General features: G+C 66.0%; 14 protein-coding genes, 3 tRNA genes and 2 pseudogenes. 5 read left to right on the forward strand and 14 right to left on the reverse strand.

Annotated features, from left to right (window positions below):
* Nucleotides 1-63 precede the first annotated feature (63 nt).
* The gene (locus DI624_RS10635) at nucleotides 64-1,638 is read left to right on the forward strand and encodes an amino acid permease (protein ID WP_291538155.1); all 1,575 of its coding nucleotides are present in this window, start codon (nucleotides 64-66) and stop codon (nucleotides 1,636-1,638) included.
* 38 nt (nucleotides 1,639-1,676) lie between these two features.
* Here DI624_RS10635 and DI624_RS10640 read toward each other — a convergent pair.
* The 12 genes and pseudogenes from DI624_RS10640 to DI624_RS10690 form a co-directional block, all read right to left on the reverse strand.
* Nucleotides 1,677-1,761 (reverse strand) — tRNA-Leu (locus DI624_RS10640).
* A 48-nt stretch (nucleotides 1,762-1,809) separates the two neighbouring features.
* Complete coding sequence (locus tag DI624_RS10645) at nucleotides 1,810-2,169, reverse strand: hypothetical protein (protein WP_291538158.1); 360 nt, start codon at nucleotides 2,167-2,169, stop codon at nucleotides 1,810-1,812.
* A 74-nt stretch (nucleotides 2,170-2,243) separates the two neighbouring features.
* Complete coding sequence (locus DI624_RS10650; protein WP_291538161.1) at nucleotides 2,244-2,759, reverse strand: DNA starvation/stationary phase protection protein; 516 nt, start codon at nucleotides 2,757-2,759, stop codon at nucleotides 2,244-2,246.
* A gap of 167 nt (nucleotides 2,760-2,926) precedes the next feature.
* The gene (locus DI624_RS10655; protein WP_291538164.1) at nucleotides 2,927-6,157 is read right to left on the reverse strand and encodes a S41 family peptidase; all 3,231 of its coding nucleotides are present in this window, start codon (nucleotides 6,155-6,157) and stop codon (nucleotides 2,927-2,929) included.
* 87 nt (nucleotides 6,158-6,244) lie between these two features.
* Nucleotides 6,245-8,464, reverse strand: coding sequence for a TonB-dependent receptor (locus DI624_RS10660; RefSeq protein WP_291538167.1), 2,220 nt, complete (start codon nucleotides 8,462-8,464; stop codon nucleotides 6,245-6,247).
* Nucleotides 8,465-8,792: 328 nt separating this feature from the next.
* Nucleotides 8,793-9,500, reverse strand: coding sequence for a FecR family protein (locus DI624_RS10665; protein WP_291538170.1), 708 nt, complete (start codon nucleotides 9,498-9,500; stop codon nucleotides 8,793-8,795).
* A 159-nt stretch (nucleotides 9,501-9,659) separates the two neighbouring features.
* A pseudogene (locus DI624_RS16160) lies at nucleotides 9,660-9,788 on the reverse strand (FecR/PupR family sigma factor regulator); the annotation flags it as partial.
* Complete coding sequence (locus tag DI624_RS10670) at nucleotides 9,785-10,360, reverse strand: RNA polymerase sigma factor (protein WP_291538174.1); 576 nt, start codon at nucleotides 10,358-10,360, stop codon at nucleotides 9,785-9,787. The gene DI624_RS10670 and the pseudogene DI624_RS16160, both read right to left, overlap by 4 nt.
* A gap of 213 nt (nucleotides 10,361-10,573) precedes the next feature.
* Nucleotides 10,574-11,890 (reverse strand): annotated as a pseudogene (locus DI624_RS10675) (amidohydrolase family protein); the annotation flags it as partial.
* A 12-nt stretch (nucleotides 11,891-11,902) separates the two neighbouring features.
* The gene (locus DI624_RS10680) at nucleotides 11,903-12,910 is read right to left on the reverse strand and encodes an ornithine cyclodeaminase family protein (protein ID WP_367142115.1); all 1,008 of its coding nucleotides are present in this window, start codon (nucleotides 12,908-12,910) and stop codon (nucleotides 11,903-11,905) included.
* 8 nt (nucleotides 12,911-12,918) lie between these two features.
* Entirely contained in the window at nucleotides 12,919-13,833 is a 915-nt protein-coding gene (locus DI624_RS10685) for an aminotransferase class IV (protein ID WP_291538180.1), read from the reverse strand.
* A gap of 83 nt (nucleotides 13,834-13,916) precedes the next feature.
* Nucleotides 13,917-15,359, reverse strand: coding sequence for a sodium:solute symporter (locus DI624_RS10690; protein ID WP_291538183.1), 1,443 nt, complete (start codon nucleotides 15,357-15,359; stop codon nucleotides 13,917-13,919).
* Between the two features lie 563 nt (nucleotides 15,360-15,922).
* Here DI624_RS10690 and DI624_RS10695 point away from each other — a divergent pair.
* Nucleotides 15,923-16,669 carry a TolC family protein gene (locus DI624_RS10695; RefSeq protein ID WP_291538185.1) on the forward strand — a complete coding sequence of 249 codons (747 nt, stop codon included), beginning with the start codon at nucleotides 15,923-15,925 and terminating at the stop codon, nucleotides 16,667-16,669.
* A 2-nt stretch (nucleotides 16,670-16,671) separates the two neighbouring features.
* Complete coding sequence (locus DI624_RS10700) at nucleotides 16,672-17,121, forward strand: hypothetical protein (protein ID WP_291538188.1); 450 nt, start codon at nucleotides 16,672-16,674, stop codon at nucleotides 17,119-17,121.
* 801 nt (nucleotides 17,122-17,922) lie between these two features.
* Here the strand turns inward: DI624_RS10700 and DI624_RS10705 are convergent.
* Nucleotides 17,923-17,996 (reverse strand) — tRNA-Gln (locus DI624_RS10705).
* 199 nt (nucleotides 17,997-18,195) lie between these two features.
* On the opposite strand from DI624_RS10705, the gene DI624_RS10710 reads away from it, so the two are divergent.
* Nucleotides 18,196-18,272, forward strand: a tRNA-Pro gene (locus tag DI624_RS10710).
* Nucleotides 18,273-18,321: 49 nt separating this feature from the next.
* Here the strand turns inward: DI624_RS10710 and ilvC are convergent.
* Nucleotides 18,322-19,356, reverse strand: coding sequence for a ketol-acid reductoisomerase (ilvC, locus tag DI624_RS10715; RefSeq protein WP_291538192.1), 1,035 nt, complete (start codon nucleotides 19,354-19,356; stop codon nucleotides 18,322-18,324).
* On the opposite strand from ilvC, the gene DI624_RS10720 reads away from it, so the two are divergent.
* Nucleotides 19,355-19,897, forward strand: a complete 543-nt coding sequence (locus tag DI624_RS10720; protein ID WP_291538195.1) for a DUF924 family protein — start codon at nucleotides 19,355-19,357, stop codon at nucleotides 19,895-19,897. The genes ilvC and DI624_RS10720 overlap by 2 nt on opposite strands.
* The last annotated feature ends 707 nt before the right edge of the window (nucleotides 19,898-20,604 follow it).

Genomic DNA, 20,604 nt, shown 5'->3' on the forward strand with positions numbered 1-20,604 from the left:
CATCCGCCGCTAGCGTCCGGCCAAACCCAGCCGAGGGCGGGTTGTAACGTGGGGGTACTATCTATGTGGCGCGTTAAGTCGCTCGACGCGATTCTTGCCACGGCCGAGAAGAAGTCGCTTCATCGGTCGCTTGGTCCTGTTCAACTGACGCTTCTGGGCATAGGCGCCATCATCGGCACCGGCATCTTCGTTCTTACGGCCTCCGCCGCCCAGAAGGCCGGCCCTGGCATGATGATCAGCTTCGTCATCGCCGGCGCCGTCTGCGCCGTGGCCGCGCTGTGTTATTCCGAACTGGCGGCCATGGCCCCCGTATCGGGCTCGGCCTACACCTACACCTATGCGGTGATGGGCGAGCTGCTGGCCTGGACGGTCGGCTGGGCGCTGATCCTGGAGTACGCCGTCGCCGCCTCGGCCGTGTCGGTGGGCTGGTCCGGCTATGTGTTGGGGCTGATAGAACAGGGGCTTGGTTTCGACTTCCCCGACCTCCTGTCCGCCGGACCGACCTGGTCGATGAACGGCTTCATCCCGACGCCCGATTTCTCGGCCGGCGTCGTCAACATTCCCGCCATCGTGGTCGCCCTGCTGGTGACGGCGCTGCTGATGGTCGGCACGACGGAATCGGCGCGCGTCAACGCCGTGCTGGTGGCGATCAAGGTCGTGGCCCTGACCGTCTTCATCATCATCACCTTGCCCGCGATCAAGTCCGCCAACCTTTCGCCCTTCGCTCCCAATGGACTGTTCGGACAGTATTCGGGCATGGGCGTCGTCGGCGCTGCCGCCTCGATCTTCTTCGCCTATGTCGGATTCGACGCCGTCTCGACCGCCGCCGAAGAAACCAAGAACCCGCAGCGCAACGTGCCCATCGGCCTAATCGGCTCCCTGGCCATCTGCACCGTCTTCTATCTGCTGGTCGCCCTGGGCGCCGCCGGCGCCATCGGCGCGCAACCGGTCCTGGGCGCCGCCGGCGAAGCGGTCCAGCCGGGCTCGCCGGCCTTCGTCGCCGCCTGCGCCCTGCCCGCAAACGCCGATCGCCTGGTCTGCTCCAACGAGGCCCTCGCCCATGTGCTGCGCGTCGTCGGCCATCCGCAGATCGGCAACGCCCTGGGCACCGCCGCCCTGCTGGCGCTGCCCTCGGTCATCCTGATGATGATCTATGGCCAGACCCGCATCTTCTTCGTCATGGCGCGCGACGGCCTGCTGCCGGAAGGCCTGACCAAGATCCACTCGAAGTGGAAGACGCCCTATATCGTGACCCTGGCGACGGGCATCGCGGTGGCCATCGCCGGCGCCCTGTTCCCCGTCGGTCAGCTAGCCGACATCTCCAACTCCGGCACCCTGTTCGCCTTCTTCATGGTGTCGATCGCGGTGTTGGTGCTGCGGGTGAAGGATCCGAACCGCAAACGGCCTTTCCGCACCCCGCTGATCTGGGTTTTCGCGCCGCTGTCGGCCTTCGGTTGCGCCTTCCTGTTCTGGAACCTGCCGCATGACGCCAAGATGGTGCTGCCGATCTGGGGCGGCGTCGGCCTGGTGATCTACTTCCTGTACGGCTACCGCAAGAGCCACCTCGGTCGTGGCCGGGTCGAGGTTCACGAGACCGACGCCGACGCGCCGCCGCCGCCGGTTCCGCCGATCAGCTAAGAAGAAAGGCCCCGGATCGCTCCGGGGCCTTTTTTGCTTGGTGCGGATGAGAGGACTCGAACCTCCACGCCTCGCGGCGCTGGAACCTAAATCCAGTGCGTCTACCAGTTCCGCCACATCCGCGTCGGGCAGGCCGTCGCCTCTAGAGGCTGGCGGCGGCCAGGGCAAGGGTCAACGACGTCCCGCCACCAGTTCGTTGCGGATCGTGCGGCCCAGAGGATCGCGCGCCCGCCATGTCTCGCCCACCTCGACCTGCACCATCCGACTGCAGAAGCGCGGCAGGATTTGGCGAGGGCTGAAGCCGCTCAGGCAAATCCGCCCGTCCTCGGCCGTCCAGCGCGCGCTCAGCCGCCGACCGTCGGAAAACTGCGACGTGTATCGGCCGTCCGGCTCGAAGAAATGCTTCACCCACTGGCCGTTGGGATAATGGGACACGATGGTATTGCCGAAGGCGTTGGACATGTCCGCGCTGGCGGGCCATGCCGCGGCCATCGTCGCGGCCAGGCCGGCGATCAGGAACCCCTTGTTCATTCATCCCTCTTGCGCCGCCTCGGCATCGACTATCGACGATACATAAGCCGGCGCAAGCGGGACGGTTCCGCGCCTCAGCCGTTTCCGCGACGACCCGTTTCGAACAGGAACCAGACGCGCTTCTCTGTCTCGTCGATCCAGTTCTCGAGCAGGCTGGCGGTGGCGACATCGTTGTGCTCGTCGCACAGGTCGTGGACTTCGCGCATCCGATTGATCAGGTCGTGATTGTCGTCGCGAAGCTCGGCCAGCATGTCCAGCGGATCGACATAATCGGCGTCATTGTCCAGCACGCGCGATTCCCGGGCGATCTGTCCGATGGAGCGCAGGGTCGCCCCGCCGATCTTGCGCGCCCGTTCGGCCATCGGATCGGTCATGGCCAGGATTTCGGCCGACTGCTCGTCCAGCAGCAGGTGATAGTCGCGGAAATGCGGCCCCGACACGTGCCAGTGGAAATTCTTGGTCTTGATGTACAGGGCGAAAGTGTCCGCCAGCAGGGTCGTCAGCGCGGCGGAAATGCCCCGCGTCGCCTCTTCCGACAGACTGGTGGGCGTCCTCAGCGGCGCCAGGCGCTTTTCACGGGCAGTGACCATGGTCGTTCTCCTCAGCAACGGTCCGCCGTCAAGCTAAGCGCGCCCACGCCCAAGCGAAAGCCCTGGCTGCGATCAATAATGCTGACTCAATACGGCTCGATCGCATGGCCCGAACGGGCGGCGGTGGCTGGGGAACCAGGACTCGAACCTCCGCGTGGGCGCCGAGTTCAAGGCGCCGGCGTCAGCCCGGAATTGGCGGAGTCCCCTTCGATCAAACGTCGCATGACCTCCGCAACTGCGGCTTCGAGCTGAACGTCGCGGCCCTGGGCCATGTCACGCAGCGTAAGATCGATTGGCAGCGTTGGCTGGACAGCCTGCCCCTCCAGGGCATAGGCGCCCTGAACGTCGGTCATTGTGTATTGAGGCACATTGATCAGGCCGCCGTCCAGCAGGGTGGGCGCGCCGCCGCCGCCTGAGACCCCGCCCCAAGTCGGTGTCCCGACGATCGGCCCGACATTCTGCGCCTTGAAATAATAGGCGTAGGTGTCGCAGCCCGAGCCGCAGTAGGCGTTGGTGATCAGGACCTTGGGGCCGCCGAGATGCGGCGCCGGCGTGGTGGAGCTGCGCCCCTGCGGCATTATCCAGCGACTGAGTTCGGGCGCGGTCAGAGTCTGGATAAGATAGTCGGCGGCCATGCCGCCGCCGTTGTAGCGGACATCGACCACAAACCCCTCGCGCTCGTGCTGGGCGTAACGCGCCGCGTTGAACTCGGCCATGCCGCTTTCCATCGTGTCGGACGAGTGCAGATAGCCGACCCGGCCGCCGCCCAATCGGTCGACGATGGCCTGCCGCTCGTCGAGCCAGGCGGCGAACCTCAGCGGCGCGTCGTTCTCGACTGGCTTTATCCTGGCGCAGCGCTCGTCGCCTTTCCGGCCGGACGCCGACAAGCACAGCTGCGTCGGCTTGCCCGCCGCATCCTGAAGATACTCGGCGAGATCGCGCTCGGCCGTCACCGGCTGTCCGGCGATGCTGACGATGACATCGCCGACGGCCGCCCCCAGATCCAGGTCGTCAAGCGGAGCCGCCGGGCCGTCGCCGAACATGGGCGCGGAGTAGATGCGTTTGAGCCGGTAGCGCCCATGCTCGATCTCGACATCCGCTGCAAGCGATCCGGGAGCCGGCCTGCGATCTCCGCCGTTGTCGGTGAACGAGGGTGCGACATCGGCGTGGCTGAGATGAAGCTCCCCCATCATGTCCTCGAGAAGATAGGTCAGGTCAGCGCGGCTTCGGACGCGCTCGCTCAAGGGCAGATAGAGGGCGCGCCAGGCGGCGTAATTCGGCGTCGGGTGGGTCGGATCATGCAGGAGGTATTCGACCTGTCGGATCGCGTCACCTGCCATCTGACGCCATTCCCGTCGTGGTTCCACGACCGCAACGGCCTGATCCAGCGCGAGGGTGCGCGTCCTGGCCACCGCCCCCTCAGAGAGATCAGCCACCTTCCAGTCGTCGCCCGTCCGATACAGGGCCTTGCTGCGGTTCCGCGACATCCGGAAACTGGTCGTGAACCGTTCGAACAGATCGCCGGGATAGAAGCCGCCGATGTCCGTGATGAGCTCGACCGGAGCGGCCTCTTCGGAGTCTGCGTCGATGGACAAAAGCGCCTGCGTCGACGTCATCGAGAACACCTGCATTCCGGCGGGATTGCGGGTCTCGAGCAAATAAAGGCTCCCGGGGGCTTCGCCGGCGTAAACGCCCTCGTATCGCCGGGCGGGGACGGCCGAGGCGCGTGGCCTGCTCCATCCTTGGCCTTGAGGCCGGACGGAGAAGACTTTCCGCGTCGCGGGCTTGCGCACCTGACCGGTCTGATCGAGGTAGCCGTGTCCGGGCGGCGTATTGTTGCTGGCGCTGAACCACAGTCTTTCGCCGTCAGCGTCCCAGGCCGGATCGCGGGCGTCGACCTCGGAAGGCGAGACCTGAACCGAGCGTCCATCGTGCGCGGACCAAACGAACACCGCCGACAGTCCGCTTGAAAGACTCCGGCTATAGGCTAGACGGTCGCCGTTCTTCGACCAGACCGCTCCCCATCGCGACCAGGCCATCCTCGGGGTCGCGCGAGCTTCTCGATCGATCTGCCTGGGCTCCCGCCCCGGTTCCGCGACCCAGACATTGGCCATCAGGTCCAGATAGACCACCCGCCGGCCGTCCGAAGACCACACGGGCGCCTGATAGTAGGCCGAGGTCTCGAACGGAAGAAGCGTAGCCACATCCTCTCCCTCTCCGCCGATCCGAACGAGTTGATTGTGGCCGACCGCGTCTGAAAAGACCGACACCTGACCTTCGCGGATGAAGGCGGGCGCGCGCTCGACGTGATCGGAATCGCCATGGACTCGCAGTTGACCTGCCGCATCGATCAACAAGGTGCGGCCGCGCGCCTCTATCGCAACCTCGCCGACATCCGAGACGTCCGCGTCGATGACGGATTTGGAGAGATCGACGGTCGTCGGCCGCGCCCCCGGGTCATCTCCCACCGGGCGAATGGGCAGCCGCGCAGCGGTCCCAGTGGTCGGGTCAAAGACGCTGATCCCGTTCAACTGGGCGAAGATGATGCCGCCGGGCCCGGCGGATGCGCTCTTGATGTCGAGCGTGCCGGGATCAAACACCCTCACGATCGCCTCTGTCGCCGGATCGTATCTGTAAAGGCCTGTGCGGCCGTCCCGGTCCGACAGAAAATAGAGCGCGCCATCGATCCACATCGGGTCGTGGTCGTTACCCAAGGGTCCCGGAAGATCCCGCTGCGCCATCGTTTGGGGATCGACGAGCAGGATGCGCCGCTGATCGCCCCCGCGATACTGTTTCCAACTGATGTTGATCAGTTGTTGCGGTTCGACGGCCACCCGCAGACCGTCCTCCGAATAGGCCACGTTATAAGCGAGTGGATAGTCGAGGGCGGCCGAGGGCCCGCCCTCGACCGGCACGGCGAACACGCGCGGCAGACCATACATGGGATAGAAGGTGTCGCGGGTGGAGCGGAACCGGATCGTCCGTCCGTCCGCGCTCCAGCCAACGACCTCCTCGGCTTGACCGGCGAACGTCAGCCGCCGCGCCGCGCCGCCCTCGACAGGCATCACATAGACATCGGCGTCGCCGCCATAGGCGGCGGAATAGGCGATCTGGGTTCCGTCGGGTGAAAAGGCCACGCCCCCTGTCGGCGTCACGCCGGCGCCCGTCGTGAGGCGGACGGCCGAGCCTCCGGTCCTGTCGGTCAACCAGACTTCCCCGCCCATGGCAAAGGCGACACGGTCGCGGCTCAGCGCCGGGCTATAGGCGACGATCGGCTCAGCCTGGACCGAAGACGCCGCCCCAGCGACGCCATTGACGGCCGCTGCGGCCTGAACGGCGGAACCGGCTGAGACAAGCACGGCGATCGCGACGCTGGAAAGAAGGGCACGAGCGAACATGGGCGACTAATCCTCAGGATCCGAGACGCAAAGAGCGGATGGGAGACAAAGGAAGGGCGCCGCTGCAGGACGGCGCCCTTCGAACGATCAGAAGCCGCGGAACCGCAAGGTCGCGCCGACTGTGCGAGGCCGTTCAATCGACCGCACAAAGGACTCCGCGTCCACGAAGCCGCCGGACGTCCCGCGCTCATCGAAGATGTTGTCGGCATAAAGGGTGAGATCAAGCGTCGGCCGGATCGCCAACTCCAGACGGGCGCCGAATTTCGAGTAATCACCCTGCGGCGTTCCCCCGGTGGCCTCGAAATCACTGTAGGATTCCGAAACATACTGATGGGTCAGGACAAGGGTCGGCGAAAGCGGAGCCGCGGTCCAGTCGTAGGAGAGGATGTTCGAGACCTTCCATTTCGCCGCGCCTGGCAAGGTTGTCCCACTCGGGACGGTCGGCGCGCCGGCGCCCGGCTCGAAGCCTTCCGTCAGGCTGGCGTCGAGATAGGTCACGGCGGTGCGCAGGGACAGACCTTCGAAGGGGAAGAGCACCGACGAGACCTCCACGCCCTTGTTTTCGGCCCCTGCGGCATTGGTCCCGTATGCAAGCCCTGTCGGCGTACCTAGGCGGAGCTGAATATCCGACCAGTCGATGTAGAAGAGGCTGGCGTCGAGAAGCCAGCGTCCGTCCAGCAGAGTGCTGCGCACGCCGACCTCGTAATTGATCAGCGAGTCCGACGAGAAGGTCGGCGGAATATTCTCGCCCGGCAGGCCGGCGTTTACGTTCGGTCCGCCGAACCGGAAGCCCTTCGACACGGTCGCATAGGCCATCAGGTGGTCGTCGGGTGTCCAACTCAGGCTGACTTTCGGATTGAAGCCGTCCTCAGACTGCGAGCCGTCGAGTTCTTGGGCCAGAACGTCGCCGGAGAACAACAGGAAGAAGCCGGAGCTACGCGACGTGGTTTCCGACTCGGTCTTGAACAGGCGCCCCCCCAACGTCAGTTTCAGTTCCGGCGTCAGCTTGTAGGAGGCCTCGCCGAAAACCGCGCTTTCCGTGCCAACGAACGGCAGGTCGGAGGTGAAGAACACATCCTCCGGGGCTGCGGCCGCGCCGATACCGGGGCCGAAGGTGTCCGCCCAGGCGGTTTCGATCGAGGCTGCCGCGCCCTCGCCGAGATAGCGGTCCGTGAACCGTTCACGGGTCCGGTCGTACATGACGCCGACCAGATACTCGAACCGCCCCGGTTTGGAGACCAGTCGCACTTCGAAGGTTTCGCCCTTGGAGCCGTAGTCTTGAGTGGCGAGAAGCGGCGAGACGCCGGGGACGAAGGCGCCGTATGCCGCCGTGATGTCGGTGACGGCGGCGAGCGCCTTCTCGTGATGGGTCGCCGTAGCCGTCAGCGTTCCGAAGCCCAGATCCTGATCGAGCCTCAGGCTGTGGATCCGGGTCGCGAACTTGCTGCGGTTCGGTACGACCGTAGAATTGGCGAGTTCGCCGTACAGGGTCGGTCGATCCGAACTCGTGCCTTCGCTTCTCTGGGTCTGATCCAGATAGAGATAGCTGACCGTCGTGCCTTCCGCAGGAGACCACAGCGCCTGAAAGCGTCCGCCTTGCGTCACGCCGCGGTTCTCATCGGGCGTTCCCGTGCCGAGATTATCGATATAGCCCGCATCTTCGCGGTAGACGTATGTCCCGCGGACCGCCAGCCGCCCGTCGATCACGGGCAGGTTCAGCGCCGCCTTCGCCGTTCCGCCTGTAGCGCCTTCATGGACGCTTTCGAGCGCGGTTTCGCCGTGAAACTCCAGGACGTCGAGCTTGGGTGTCGCAGCCTTGTAGTTGATAGCGCCGCCGAGCGAGGCCGATCCGAACAGCGTGCCTTGCGGTCCCCGGAGAACCGCGATGGATTCGACGTCGAAGCCGTCGATGTTGGGCACGCCGACGGAATAGTAGGGGTCTGTGAGCGGCACGTCGTTGATGAAATAGCCGGTCGAGCCCTGCCCCTGATCCAGGCCTGTGGTGGTCGAAACCCCGCGTATGGTGACGGTTGAACTCTGCCGGTTGAACGTCACGCCCGGCACGAAGCCGATATACTCGTCCAATTCGTCGGCGCCGATCTGTTCGAGGGCGGCGTTGTTGAGCGCCGTCACCGACCCTGCGATCTGTCGCACGTTCTCGGACCTTTTGGTCGCAGTGACCACGACGTCGTCGAGACGGCTGGTCTGAGCGCCCCCTTCCGCAGGCGCCGCAGATCGTACGATCGCGACTGCGCCGGAACGATCACGGCGCGCTTCGAAGCCGGTGCCCGACAGTACGGCGCCCAAGGCCGCATCAGGCGACAGGGAGCCGCGGGCTCCGTCCGAGCGCACGGCCTCTACCTCCGCGCTTCGGTAGAGGACAGGCTTCCCGGACTGACGCGAGAACCTATCCAGCGCCGTCGCCAGCGGTCCGGCGGGGATGTCGAAGACGCGCGCCGGCGTCTGGGCTTCGGGCGGTCTGGATTGCGCCATAACGGCGGCCGGCGCCGCCGCCAAGGCCAAGGCGGCCAAGGAAATACCTGCTCGTCTGATCATGCTTCGGTCCCCGCGCCGCGGCCCCCGCCGCGACCTCTGTTCAGTAGGACAATCGAGATGTCGCGAAGCCGTAACTTCCTTATTCAGAAATCGTCACCGAATCTTTGTGAAACTGGACATCGAGCCCGTAGGCGTCCTTGAGAAGCCGGGCGAAGGCATCCGGATCGTTCGCCGGGAAGGCGCCTCCGATTCGGATTCCGGCCACCTCGTCCTGGACCTTGAGGGGGCGCTCGTTGTAGCGGTTGAACTGCGCCGCGGCCTCTCCGAGAGCCGTGTTGTCGAAGCGCAGCAGGCCCACGCGCCAAGCCAGGGCGTCTTCCACCGCCATCGGCGGTCGGGCCGCCACCAGAATGGCGTCCCCTGTGGCGAGACCGACCCCTCCGCCCGAGACTATGGCCGAACGATCGGGTCGTCCCTCGATGTGGTCCGAAATCTGGACGCGCCCCTCCAGGACGGCGACGGACACGCGCCCCCTGTCTCGTCGGACCGAGAATTTGGTGCCGAGCACCGTGATAAGATGGTTCCCGGCGTGGATGCGAAAGGGCCGGCCAGCCATGTGGCGGACATCGAAGAAAACCTCCCCCGCGTCGAGCCAGACTTCGCGGCGATCGCCGCCGATATCGGTCCTGAGGACCGACGCCGTGTTCAGCACGGCGGCGCTTCCATCGGGCAAGGCCACCGACTGACGACCGCCGAGCGCCGTCTCGAACTGCGCCGCTTGCTGAGGCTCGACGGGGCGAAAGACTGCGGCCAACCCCGCAAGACCTAACACTACGCCCGCGAGCATCGCGGCCGCAGCAGCCGGTCGGGGTCGCAGGCTCCACCCCAACCGGCCCCGTCTGAAAGCGCTGCGCCCGCGTCGCGCCTGAGGCGAGGCGGCCCCGGCGAGATTCAGCGCCTTGAGACGGTCGGCCTGGCGCCAACCGTGCTTCAGCCGCCAATAGGCGGCGCGGTGTCCGTCGGAAGCTTCGAGCCAGGCCTCCAGCGCCTCGCGGTCGCCGACGCTGAACTCGCCGCAGTCCTCGCGCACGATCCAGGCCGCCGCCTGATTCTGGGTTTCCTGGGCGTTTCTCAAGACTCTGTTCCCGAGGTCTTGGTACGGCGGGACGGCTTCTGCCGCACGATCTTGCCGCTGCCGCCCAGCATGAAATCCGTGAGCGCCTTGACGCCCATGGCCAGTTGGCGCTCGACCGCATCGACGCCTATGCCCAGGCGATCAGCAGTTTCTCGCGTATTCAGCTCCTCCACCTTTCTGAGCAGGACGATTTCTCGGACCCGCGGCGAGAGGAGATCGACGCCCCTGCCGACGCGACGCAGCATGTCACGCGCTGTCAGATGACGTTCGGTCGCGTCGAAATCGATGTCGCCGCCTATCCCTTCCAGATCCGCGACCAGATCGAACGACACGATGCGCGCACGCTTGGCGCAGTTGATCAGGTGGTTCCGCGCGACGGTCAGGACGAAGGCGCGTGTGTGGGCGGGCACGCCCTTGCGCGCGGCGGCGATGACAAGAGCATAGATATCGTGACGCATATCCGGGACATCGTCCGCAACCCGCCAGTTTCGCCGGATGTAGCGCGTCAGCATGCCTTCGAGAGGCAGAACCTCGTTGCAGAACCAGGCCTCAAGGGCGTCATTGTCCACCATGTATCGCGACACCGATCGATGTTTGGCCACCGCTACAGAGAGAGACAACCGGAGCGGGTCTTTCCGTAATGCAGGCGCGGATTCCCCGTCAACCGACCGCCATCATGATCCAAACCGTGACCGTGAACCAGCCCTGCATGGCCGTACAGGGTCTTTGAACGCCGGTCCTACGGGAGCCAGCCCGCATTCGGGCGGGGGGCGGCCCAGATCGACGACCACGCCGTCTTTCATCACAAAGCCCACCCGCTCGAGCGTGGAGACGTCAGCAAGGGGATCGGCCGCGACCGCGATCAGATCCGCCGTCCGGCCCGGCGCGATGCGACCGGCCTGCGCCTCGAGACCCAAATGTTCCGCCGCCCCGACCGTCGCGGTCTGAACCGCTTCGAGCGGGGTAAGGCCCGCCTCCACCAGAAGCCGGAACTCGCGCGCATTGTCGCCGTGGGCGGACACGCCCGAGTCGGTGCCGAACGCGATCCGCACGCCCGCCGCATGTGCGCGACGGACCATCGCCTGCAGTCTCGGACCGGCGGCGAGAGCCTTGGCGGCTTGGGCCGGCGTGAGGAAGTTGTCGGGGCCCGCCGCGATCGAGACCACATAGTCGCCCGCCATCAAGGTCGGCACCAGCCACGCCTTGCGGGCCTTGAACAGGGCCAAGGATTGGTCGTCGAGAAAACTGCCATGTTCGATCGAGTCTCCGCCGGCGCGCAGAACGCCGTTGATCCCGTCGACGCCATGGGCGTGCGCGGTCACCCGGCGCCCCATGCTGTGGGCCGCGTCCATGATGGCGTCGATTTCCTCGCGCGAGAACTGTTGCGCCAGGCCAGCGGCCGTATCCGACAAGACGCCGCCCGTGGCGGTGATCTTGATAAGGTCGGCTCCCGCCTGAATCTGACGACGCACGGCGCGACGGCATTCATCGGCTCCGGAGCAGACGCTTGCGGGCTGGAGAAGACGATTGATGTCCGCCCGGTAGCCGTTCGCGTCGCCATGGCCGCCGTGCACCGAAATCGGCGATCCGGAGGCGAGCACATGGGGACCTTCCACGTCGCCGCGGGCGATGGCGTCGCGCAGCGCAAAGATCGAGTCGTTGCGACCGCCGAGATCGGCGACGGTGGTGAAGCCGGCGCGCAGGGTCTTTCGCGCATTGGCCGCGCCGATCAGGGCCTGATCGGCGTCCGACTGCACGACTTCATCCAAGGCGGAGTGGGCGCTCTGCTGACCCGTTAGATGAACGTGGCTGTCGATCAGTCCCGGGAGTACGAACCGTTCCCGCAGGTCGATCACCCGACCGAGGGACGGGTCTCCGACAAAGCCCGGCAGAAGCGCGGCGACCCGGCCGTCCTCGACGAGGATCGTCACTTCGCGCTCAACACGGCCAGATCCAGGATCGGCCAGCAACCGCCCCGCTTCGACGTAAATCCTCGCCGGCGTTTCCGCCGGATCGACCCCGCCTACGGCCGCTGCAGACGCCGCCCCGGCTTGGAAGGCGAGCAACAGGCAGAAAGCCACGATCAATCGCAAACGCCTCATCAATCACCCAGTTCAGACTTGAGAAACAACAGACGACACAGCGAACCCGCCCAGGTTCCGCGCGGCGTCCAGAACGGCGGCGGCGATGGCAATATCGGCCAAACCCAAGCCGACCGTCCTGAACAGAACCGGTCTCTCGCCGGTGGGCCGGTCGGCGCGTTTCGTCAACAACTCGGGCAAATCGCCCCTGATCCTTTCGACGGACCAATCTCCGGATGCCGATGCGAGAACCATTTCACCGGCGACCGAGGGACAGGTCGGGCGGTAATCGCAATACACGTCCATATCCTTCAGGACCGCCGGCGGCACCTCGTGCGCCTGCGGGGCATTCGTGCTGATCGACGCGACGAAGGCGACCCGGTCGAGTCGGGTCGGATCCAGCACCGTGCGGGCCGAGGAGGTGCACAGCAGGATGACGTCCGCATCTTGCGCGGCTTCAGCGACATCGGAGAACCATTGGATCGAAGGATCGGCAGCCCGCATGGCCGCCACCTCCGGGCGGTCTGCGCCTGACGGCGAGCAAAGACGAATGGAACGCCAGGGCCGCATGGACTTTGCCAGCCGCAAATGCGCCAGTCCGACGGGGCCCGCGCCGACGACACACAGAACGTCCGCCTGGCGCGGTGCGAGCAGGTCGAGCGCCAGCACCGTCGTGGCGGCCGTCCTCTCCGTGGTCAACGCCTTGGCGTCGCACAGCAACAGGGGCGCTCCCGTCTCCATCGACATCAGCACCGACCAGGCCGTGACGACGCCGCCCGCCTCTCCCGAAATATAGGGCGAGAGTTTCGCACCGAAGACGCCGCGCGAAGCCAGGCACCCGAGATAGGTGATGAAATCCCCATCCCCCTTTGGAAAGAGGGTCAGGGTCTGGGGCGGTTGAACCGCCTCGCCGCGCCCCAAGGCTTCGTAGGCCTGGCTTACGGCGTTCATCACGGACACCCGAGGCAGCAACCGTTGGACGTCTGCAGAGTCGAGAACGAGCGGAAGATCGGACATGGCGGCCTGCGGGCTGGGGAGCATGGCGCGTTTCAGGCGCCGTGGGTCGGAAAGGCCCGCCCGATGTGTCGGAAAGGTTGCGGGTGCAGCAGTGCGGGTGGGAAATGGTCTGACGGCGCCCGCACGGCCTGCTGATAGGCCGCATGGAGCTCGAGACTGACCGCGCCAGGCACGAAACAGATGCCGGCGATCTCGACCACGGTCGTGACCTCCGCTGCCGTTCCCGTCAGGAAACACTCGCTGAACCCGCGCAAATCTTCGGGCCGAATCTTGGTCTGATGAATCCGAATCCCGCGGTCCAGGGCAAGTTGGATCATGGTCTGACGCGTGACGCCGTCGAGGAAGTCCCCCCGTTCGGGCGTGAAGAGCTCTCCATCGCGAACAAAGAAGACGTTCGCGCCTGTCGCGTCGGCGATGTCTCCGTCCCCGTCAAGCATCAGGGCGTCGTCATATCCCTCCCGTTGGGCTTCGTCCTTCGCGAGGGAGGCGATCACATAGAGCCCCCCGGCCTTGGCGTCGACCGGCGCCGCCGATCTTGGCGGGCGACGCCAATGCGCCAGGGTCATGCGGATACCGACGCGGGGGTGGGGCGTGGGTTCGTCCCACGGCCAGGCCGCAATGGCGCAATGGACATCCGCGCCCTGCGTGGCCAGGTCCATCAGGCGGCTCCCCCGCCAAACCACCGGGCGGACATAGGCGTCCGAAAGCCCGCTGCGGGCGAGAGTTTCAGCCTTGGCCGCCTCCAGAGCGTCCACGTCGAAGGGAATGTCCATTACCAGACGCGCCGCCGAGTGAAGCAGTCTGCGGCTGTGATCCCTGGATCGGAAGATGCGCCCCTCATAGGCGCGCTCGCCTTCGAACACGCTTGCCCCGTAATGGAGGCCCTGAGTGAGAACGGGAAGGCGCACCCGTTTCCACGGCAGGAATTCGCCGTTAAGCCAGATCACGCCGGACCGATCACCGTAGTCTAGTATTGTGGTCCGGGCCCGACGCCTGCGGCTGGACCGGCCCGTCGCTTCAGCCGGCGCGTTCATTGATCCGCCCCCGCAGACAGGCGCGCATTCCAGGCGGCGAGGCGGTCGGCCGATGTCCTTGGCGTGAGCAGACTGACGACAACAAAGGCGGCGAAACTGGCCCCCACGCCGATCAAAAGCGGCGCGCTGGCGTAGATGTCTCCGCCGACCACCATGGCGATCACGGTGCAGGCGACGCCAGCCGCCATCGCCGCCAAGGCGCCGGCCAGCGTCGCGCGACGCCAGAGGATGCCACCGACGATGGCGACGAGCAGTCCGCCGACCAGTATGCCGTAGGCTATGGTCAGGGCCGCGATGATGTCTTGCACCACGAGGGCCAGGCCGATGCCGATCAAGCCGAGTACGAGCAGATAGATTCGATTGTCCGCGAGACTATGAGCCTTCGCGATCTGCGGATGCGTCGCCGGCCGGCGACGACGCTTGAGGAGATCGACGATGTCGCGTTGGGCGACCGTAGCGGCCGCGATCAGGGCGCCGCTGCAGGTCGACATGATCGCCGCGAGCGCGGCGGCGACGACGAGGCCGGACAGCCCCGGCGGCAGAGCCAGATGGACGATCGCCGGGAAGGCGTCGTCCCGATGGTTCAGATTCGGCAGGATGGCCTTGGCGCACATCCCGACAAGGGCTCCGGCGACGCCGTAGGCGATGCAATAGACGCCGGTGGCTATGCCGGCGGTCCGGGCGACGCGCTCGTTCCGCGCCGTGGCGATCCGTTGCCATATGTCCTGACCGATGACCAGGCCGAGGACATAGGTGACGAAGTAGGCGAGGATCGCGTCGCCGCCGACATGGGTGAGGGAAAAGGCGCTGGCGGGAAGGCGTTCGGCGAGACCTGAGAAGCCCCCGGCCTGAATCAGGGCCGCGGGGACCAGGATCAGGAAGATTCCGACCGTCTTGATCACGAACTGAACGATGTCGGTCAGGGTCACTGACCACATTCCCCCCATCATCGAATAGAGAAGGACGACCACGCCGCCGGCGCCCATGGCGGCGAATCGGCTGATGCCGAAGACGCTGGATAGGACCGCCCCGCAGGCGATGGTCGAGACGACGCAGATCAGCAGCGTATAGGCGCACATGACGAGGCCGGTCATCAGGCGAGCGTCGGCGCCGTAGCGGAGCTCGAGCATCTCCCCCACGGTATAGATGCGCAGCCGTCTGATTCGGGCGGCGAAGACCGCGCTGACCAGAATCACGCCGCACCCGATCGCCACGACCAACCACATGCCGGAGAGGCCATAGGCGTAGCCCAGGCCGACGCCCCCCACTGTAGAGGCGCCGCCGAGCACCACTGCGGCGAGGGTGCCGCCATACATCCAGAACCCGAGCCGGCGCCCCGCGACGGTGAAGTCCTCATCGTCGCCGACGCGGGATTTCGCGTACCAGCCGATCCCGATCTGAGCCAGGAAGTAGACGGCGATTACGACCACGTCGATCATGATCCGTACGCCCCGATCGACGCCGCCCCGCCCATGAGGCAGCCTGTCGCCCCCCTACCCCTCGTCCGCCCCATAACCTCGTCCCCTCGCCCGAAATCAGCATCCCGGAATTTGGTATGACAATCGGCAGGCGGGGCGCCGTAACGCCCTGGACCGGTTTTTCGGCCCGACCCGGCAAAAGACACAGGTCGCTGAATTGCCGCCCTCGAAGCCTCGACGGCAGCCTCTCGACGGGCGGTCTCGCGCAAGATGTCGGAGATCGTCATGCTCTCGACCGCCGCCGGCGCAAAAGGCGGCCACGCAACCTAGGGAGCGACCGGCCGCCCCCATCGCCGGCCAGGCCTCTCAAGGCCCTCGACCAAATTTACACACCCAAGGCCGTGTGCTCGAGAGGCGGCCCCTGGCGCGCCGCACGGCTTAGAGTTTTCCACCCGCGACCTCGGTGACGGCCATAGGCGCCCGGAATCGATGCGGAGCCGCCAACGGCGTGCATCCCGTGCCGCTGGCGCAATTCCGCGAATCTTGGGCGCCGCGCAGAGTCCGGATACGCCCCGCGATTGGAGTTGAGCCAGGCCGAGGCCGAATACCGCGCGACCGAGCAGTTGGTCCCACAGCTCGAACTCGCCGTTCGCCGCCAGGAGCATGGCTTGACCCTGCTGCTCGGCGTGTCTCCCGGCCCGGTCCCTCGCGGCGCGGCGCTGGCGGAGATGCGCCTGCCCGCCCTGTCCGCAGGCCTTCCCGCCGACCTGCTGAGGCGGCGCCCCGACATCGCCCAGGCCGAACAATCCCTGGCCGCCACGGACCATGCGCTCCAGGCCGCGCGGGCGGCCTTCATGCCCAGCGTGCAGCTCAACGCCGCCACGGGCTATGTCGGCTCCAGCCTGCTGGACGACCCCGTCAGCGTCTTCTCGATCGGGGCCAGCATCCTTGCGCCATTGTTCGACAGCGGTCGGCTCGACGCCCAGGCCCGGGGCGCCGCCGCCCGTCGGGACCAGGCCGCCTTCGCCTATCGCAAGGCGGTGCTGACGGCCTTTCGCGAGGTCGAGGACGGCCTGGCGGCGGTGGCCTGGACGACACGTCAGGAGGCCGCCCTCGACGCCCAGCACGACGCTCTGCAGCGGGTGTTCGACCAGGCCGCGCGGCGTCACGCCGAAGGCTATTCGCCCTATCTGGAGCAACTGGACGCGCAACGGACGCTGCTCCAGGCGGACCTGGCGCTGATCCAGATCCGCAACGATCGTCTGCTGGCCGTCGTCGCCCTCTATCAGGCGCTCGGCGGCGGCTGGAGCCTGTCCGAGAAGGGCGGCTGAGCATGGACGGCGCCTATCTCAGCGGTCTGATAGGCTTGGCCGGCGCGGCCATCGGCGGCCTCAGTTCTTTCGGCACCACATGGCTATCCCAGAGGTCTACGGCGCGCGAGACGCTGCGCAAGGAATCCCAGGCGGTGCGTCAGACCCTCTATACCGAATTCATCTCGGAGGCCTCGCGCCTGTTCGGCGATGCGATCAGCCATCAAAGAGAAGATGTCTGCAATCTGGTGACCCTCTACGCCCTGGTCGCCAGGATGCGCCTCGTCGCCTCCACGCCCGTGGTCGAAGCCGCCCAAGGCGTGATGAATTCGATCATCGCCATGTACGGCTCGCCGAACCGCTCCCTTCACGACCTCCATCTTTTCCATCGGGAAGGGCGCTTGGATCCCTTACTGGATTTCAGCGAGACCTGCCGTGAGGAACTGATCCGGATCGCGCGCTCGCTGAAGTAAGATCGCGAACGAGCGCCCGTCTTGCGGCGCTGCGAAACCCTCGAGTTTCGCCAACACGGAGATGGTCCTGGCGCGTGTTCGGGGGGCGTGCGCGCCGGGACCGAGAGTTGACCGGACAAGGCCCGGTCGCGAGCGCAGGGAGGCACTCGCGAACCCAAGCTAGACGCACGCCCTGGCTCGTGTGAGTGAGTGGAGGTGAGGCCGTCGGCCGCTAACGTCGCGATCTGCAGCCACAGAATCTTTCCGAAGAGACGCGATTGAAACCGCTCGCAGGTCTGGGTCATCCTCATCCATGACCTTCTCTGGGGCGATCCGCCGATTTGCGTGGTTAGCGCGATCTTGAGGGCGTCGAGGATGCGGTTCGCCTGAGAACGTTATCGGAAACGTGGTTGCGGTAGAGCTTCAGGAGATCGTAGACGAGGCATTCAAGCGCATGCGCAACTCAAGACAGGCATAGCGCGCCTCGGCGAGCGCGCCGCTCTCAAGAACACCGTAGCCAACGGCGACACACCGCACGCGCTGATCACGCGCTGCGGTTCCATGACCTGCGGGGGCACCGCCGCGACCAGCTACATCCTGGCGGGCCTGCCGCTGATGATGTGGCGACGATTCTCGGTTGGGAACTGAAGCGGGTGGAGGAGATCGCGCGCCGCTACGTCACCGGCGAGGCGATCGGCATGGGCATGATCGCACGGCTCCAGGACGCCCAGAACAGAAGGCCAACTGTAAAACCCCCTGTAAAACCCCACGCCAAAAGGGCGTCCGAAGACGTCCGAAACGGCTCAAATGCAGTGAGGGCGGTGGCTGGGGAACTAGGACTCGAACCTAGAATGACGGTACCAAAAACCGTAGTGTTACCATTACACCATTCCCCAGCAGGATCGGCGTTTCCGCAGCGCTTGTGCGGCGGAGGCGGTCAGATAGGCCAAACCGATTTGGGATGCAACACCCTCTTTCGGGACTATTTCCGGTCCGTGCGAACAAGGTCGAAATGGGTGCTTGCGGCCTCTCGAAGCCATGGTTATAAGCCGCGTCCTCACTTCGGGGCGACGCCTTGCGGCCCGTCCCCACGGTCGGAGTGTGGCTCAGCCTGGTAGAGCACTGCGTTCGGGACGCAGGGGTCGGAGGTTCGAATCCTCTCACTCCGACCATCTTCTCCCTCTGAAATGGACAGCGGACGACGGGCGTGCAGCGGCGCGCTCAATCGTCGTTCGCGGCGGTCTCCATCGCCTGGCGCGCAACGGCGTTCAGATGCGCCCCGACCGACTCGATGGTTCGCAGCCCCAGCGCCTCGCGTCGGGCCGCCAGGTCGGGCGAACCGGCGTCGTAGTCGGCCATCAGCCGGCGCACGAAACTTCCGTCCCGCACCTCGGCGAGCACCTGGTCCATCGCCTCGCGCGAAGCGGCGCCGACGACGCGCGGCCCGGTCAGATAGGCGCCGTATTCCGCCGTGTTGGAAATCTTGGCGAAGGCGCCGGCGACGCCGCGTTCGTACATCAGGTCCGTCACCAGTTTGGTCTCGTAGAAACACTCGAACCAGGCGACCTCGGGCGGATAGCCGGCCTCGACCAGCTTCATGAACGCCGCGTCGATCAGTTCGGCGATCCCGCCGCACAGCACCACCTGTTCGCCGAACAGGTCGCTTTCGCATTCGTCCCGCATCGTCGTCTCAAATATGCCCTTGCGTCCGCACCCCAGGGCCGCCGCATAGGACAGCCCCAGGGCGTGGGCGCCGCCCGTTGCGTCCTGATGGACTCCGAACAGGCAGAACACCCCCTCTCCCGCCTGGTACAGGTCACGGATGCGCGGCCCGATCCCCTTGGGCGAGGCCAGGATCACGTCCAGATCGGCGCGCGGCTGCACCAGGCCGAACCGCACCGACAGACCGTGGGCGAAGATCAGGGCCGCGCCCGGCCGCACGTTCGGCTCCAGTTCGTCGCGCCATAGGTCGCGGTGCGCCTCGTCGGACGTCATGACGGCGATCACGTCCGCGCCGACCGCCGCCTCGGCCGCCGTCATCACTTCGAACCCCTCCGCGCACGCCAGATCGCGGGTCTTCGACCCCGCCTTCAGCCCCACGACGATGTCGACCGCCCCCGAATCGCGCAGGTTCAGCGCATGGGTGCGCCCCTGGCTGCCATAGCCGATCATGGCGATGCGCTTGCCGCGAATGATCGAAAGGTCGCAATCCCGATCGTGGAAGACGGGCAAGGGATGATCTAGGGTCTGGGTCATGGCCGCCTTCATAACCCCTTCCTCCGTCGTCGCCTTCTGGAAAGAGGCCGGACCCGAAAAGTGGTTCGCCAAGGACGAGGCGTTCGACGCCCTGTTCCGCGACCGGGGCCGGGCGGCCCACTGGGCGGCGGCGCGGCGGGAGCTGGACGGCTGGATGAACTCGGCCGAGGACGCCCTGGCCCTGCTGATTCTGTTGGACCAGTATCCCCGCAACAGTTTTCGCGGCACGGCGCACCAGTTCGCCACCGACCCCCTGGCCCTGATGTTCGCCAACCAGGCCGTGGCGCGCGACCTGCACCTGGCGGTCGCGCCCGCGTTGAGGAACTTCCTGCTGCTGCCCTTCGAACATTCCGAGCGGATCGAGGACCAGGACCGCTACATGGCCCTGGTCGCCGGCGACGAAGAACTGGAGAAATGGGGCAGGCTGCACCGCGACATCATCGTCCGCTTCGGCCGGTTCCCCCACCGCAACCGCGTCCTGGGCCGCGAAACCACGCCCGAGGAACAGGCCTTCCTCGACGACGGCGGCTTCGGCGGCTGACAACCCACGGCCTTCTCCCGCTTGTGGGGACGGGCCGCGACGGGGTGGAGGGCCTCTTGAAGTCCAGACGCTTGCGATGCCGCGCAAAGTCCCGCCGTCACGACCAGGCCGTCCATTTACCCTCGTCATCCTCGGCCTTGTGCCGAGGATCCATAATCCCGGTGTCCGTCGCCGTGCCCCCGACCTTTGAGACCGAGCGTATGGATCCTCGGCACAAGGCCGAGGATGACGGGTCTTGAGAGGCGCGATTGCCCCCAGCCATCACAATGCGGCTGGTTGATTCCTTTCGATTCCAACCGCTTGCCGAAATATCTCCCCCATCAACCATCCCCCCTCCGAAACGCGCGTATTCTTGCTTCGTCTCGTCGCATCGGAGGGCTCGTAAGGCCTGCGACCTTGCGGCGGCGGGAGCGGATGGAACGGGAGCGGGTCCGAAACGGCCCGCGCCGGCGGCGACNNAGGCTTATGGGGTTAGGCGATAAGACCGCCACCGCTCGGCGCCCCGAGCTTGCAGGCCAACCAACCGCGCGGAGCGTCATACCCTTCGTCGAAACGGTAACTCAAACTCACACTCCGGGCGAAGGCCCGGCGCTCCGCCCAGCCCTCCATCCCACTTCGCAGCGAAAGCGCGAGGGCGCTTTCGCATGTCCGCCCGAATCAAATTCTGTGGACGACGCCGATTTGCCGCGACCCCGAATCGCAATTCT

Origin of the sequence: Brevundimonas sp. (assembly GCF_003248455.1) — a bacterium.
In the GTDB taxonomy this organism is placed as follows: Bacteria; Pseudomonadota; Alphaproteobacteria; order Caulobacterales; family Caulobacteraceae; genus Brevundimonas.

Bases quoted from the DNA above. Each gene is read 5' to 3' on its own strand.
- DI624_RS10635 (WP_291538155.1), top strand. From the start codon at position 64: ATGTGGCGCGTTAAGTCGCTCGACGCGATTCTTGCCACGGCCGAGAAG.
- DI624_RS10645 (WP_291538158.1), bottom strand. From the start codon at position 2,169: ATGAACAAGGGGTTCCTGATCGCCGGCCTGGCCGCGACGATGGCCGCG.
- DI624_RS10650 (WP_291538161.1), bottom strand. From the start codon at position 2,759: ATGGTCACTGCCCGTGAAAAGCGCCTGGCGCCGCTGAGGACGCCCACC.
- DI624_RS10655 (WP_291538164.1), bottom strand. From the start codon at position 6,157: ATGTTCGCTCGTGCCCTTCTTTCCAGCGTCGCGATCGCCGTGCTTGTC.
- DI624_RS10665 (WP_291538170.1), bottom strand. From the start codon at position 9,500: ATGCTCGCGGGCGTAGTGTTAGGTCTTGCGGGGTTGGCCGCAGTCTTT.
- DI624_RS10670 (WP_291538174.1), bottom strand. From the start codon at position 10,360: ATGGTGGACAATGACGCCCTTGAGGCCTGGTTCTGCAACGAGGTTCTG.
- DI624_RS10680 (WP_367142115.1), bottom strand. From the start codon at position 12,910: ATGCTCCCCAGCCCGCAGGCCGCCATGTCCGATCTTCCGCTCGTTCTC.
- DI624_RS10690 (WP_291538183.1), bottom strand. From the start codon at position 15,359: ATGATCGACGTGGTCGTAATCGCCGTCTACTTCCTGGCTCAGATCGGG.
- DI624_RS10700 (WP_291538188.1), top strand. From the start codon at position 16,672: ATGGACGGCGCCTATCTCAGCGGTCTGATAGGCTTGGCCGGCGCGGCC.
- DI624_RS10720 (WP_291538195.1), top strand. From the start codon at position 19,355: ATGGCCGCCTTCATAACCCCTTCCTCCGTCGTCGCCTTCTGGAAAGAG.
- ilvC (WP_291538192.1), bottom strand. From the start codon at position 19,356: ATGACCCAGACCCTAGATCATCCCTTGCCCGTCTTCCACGATCGGGAT.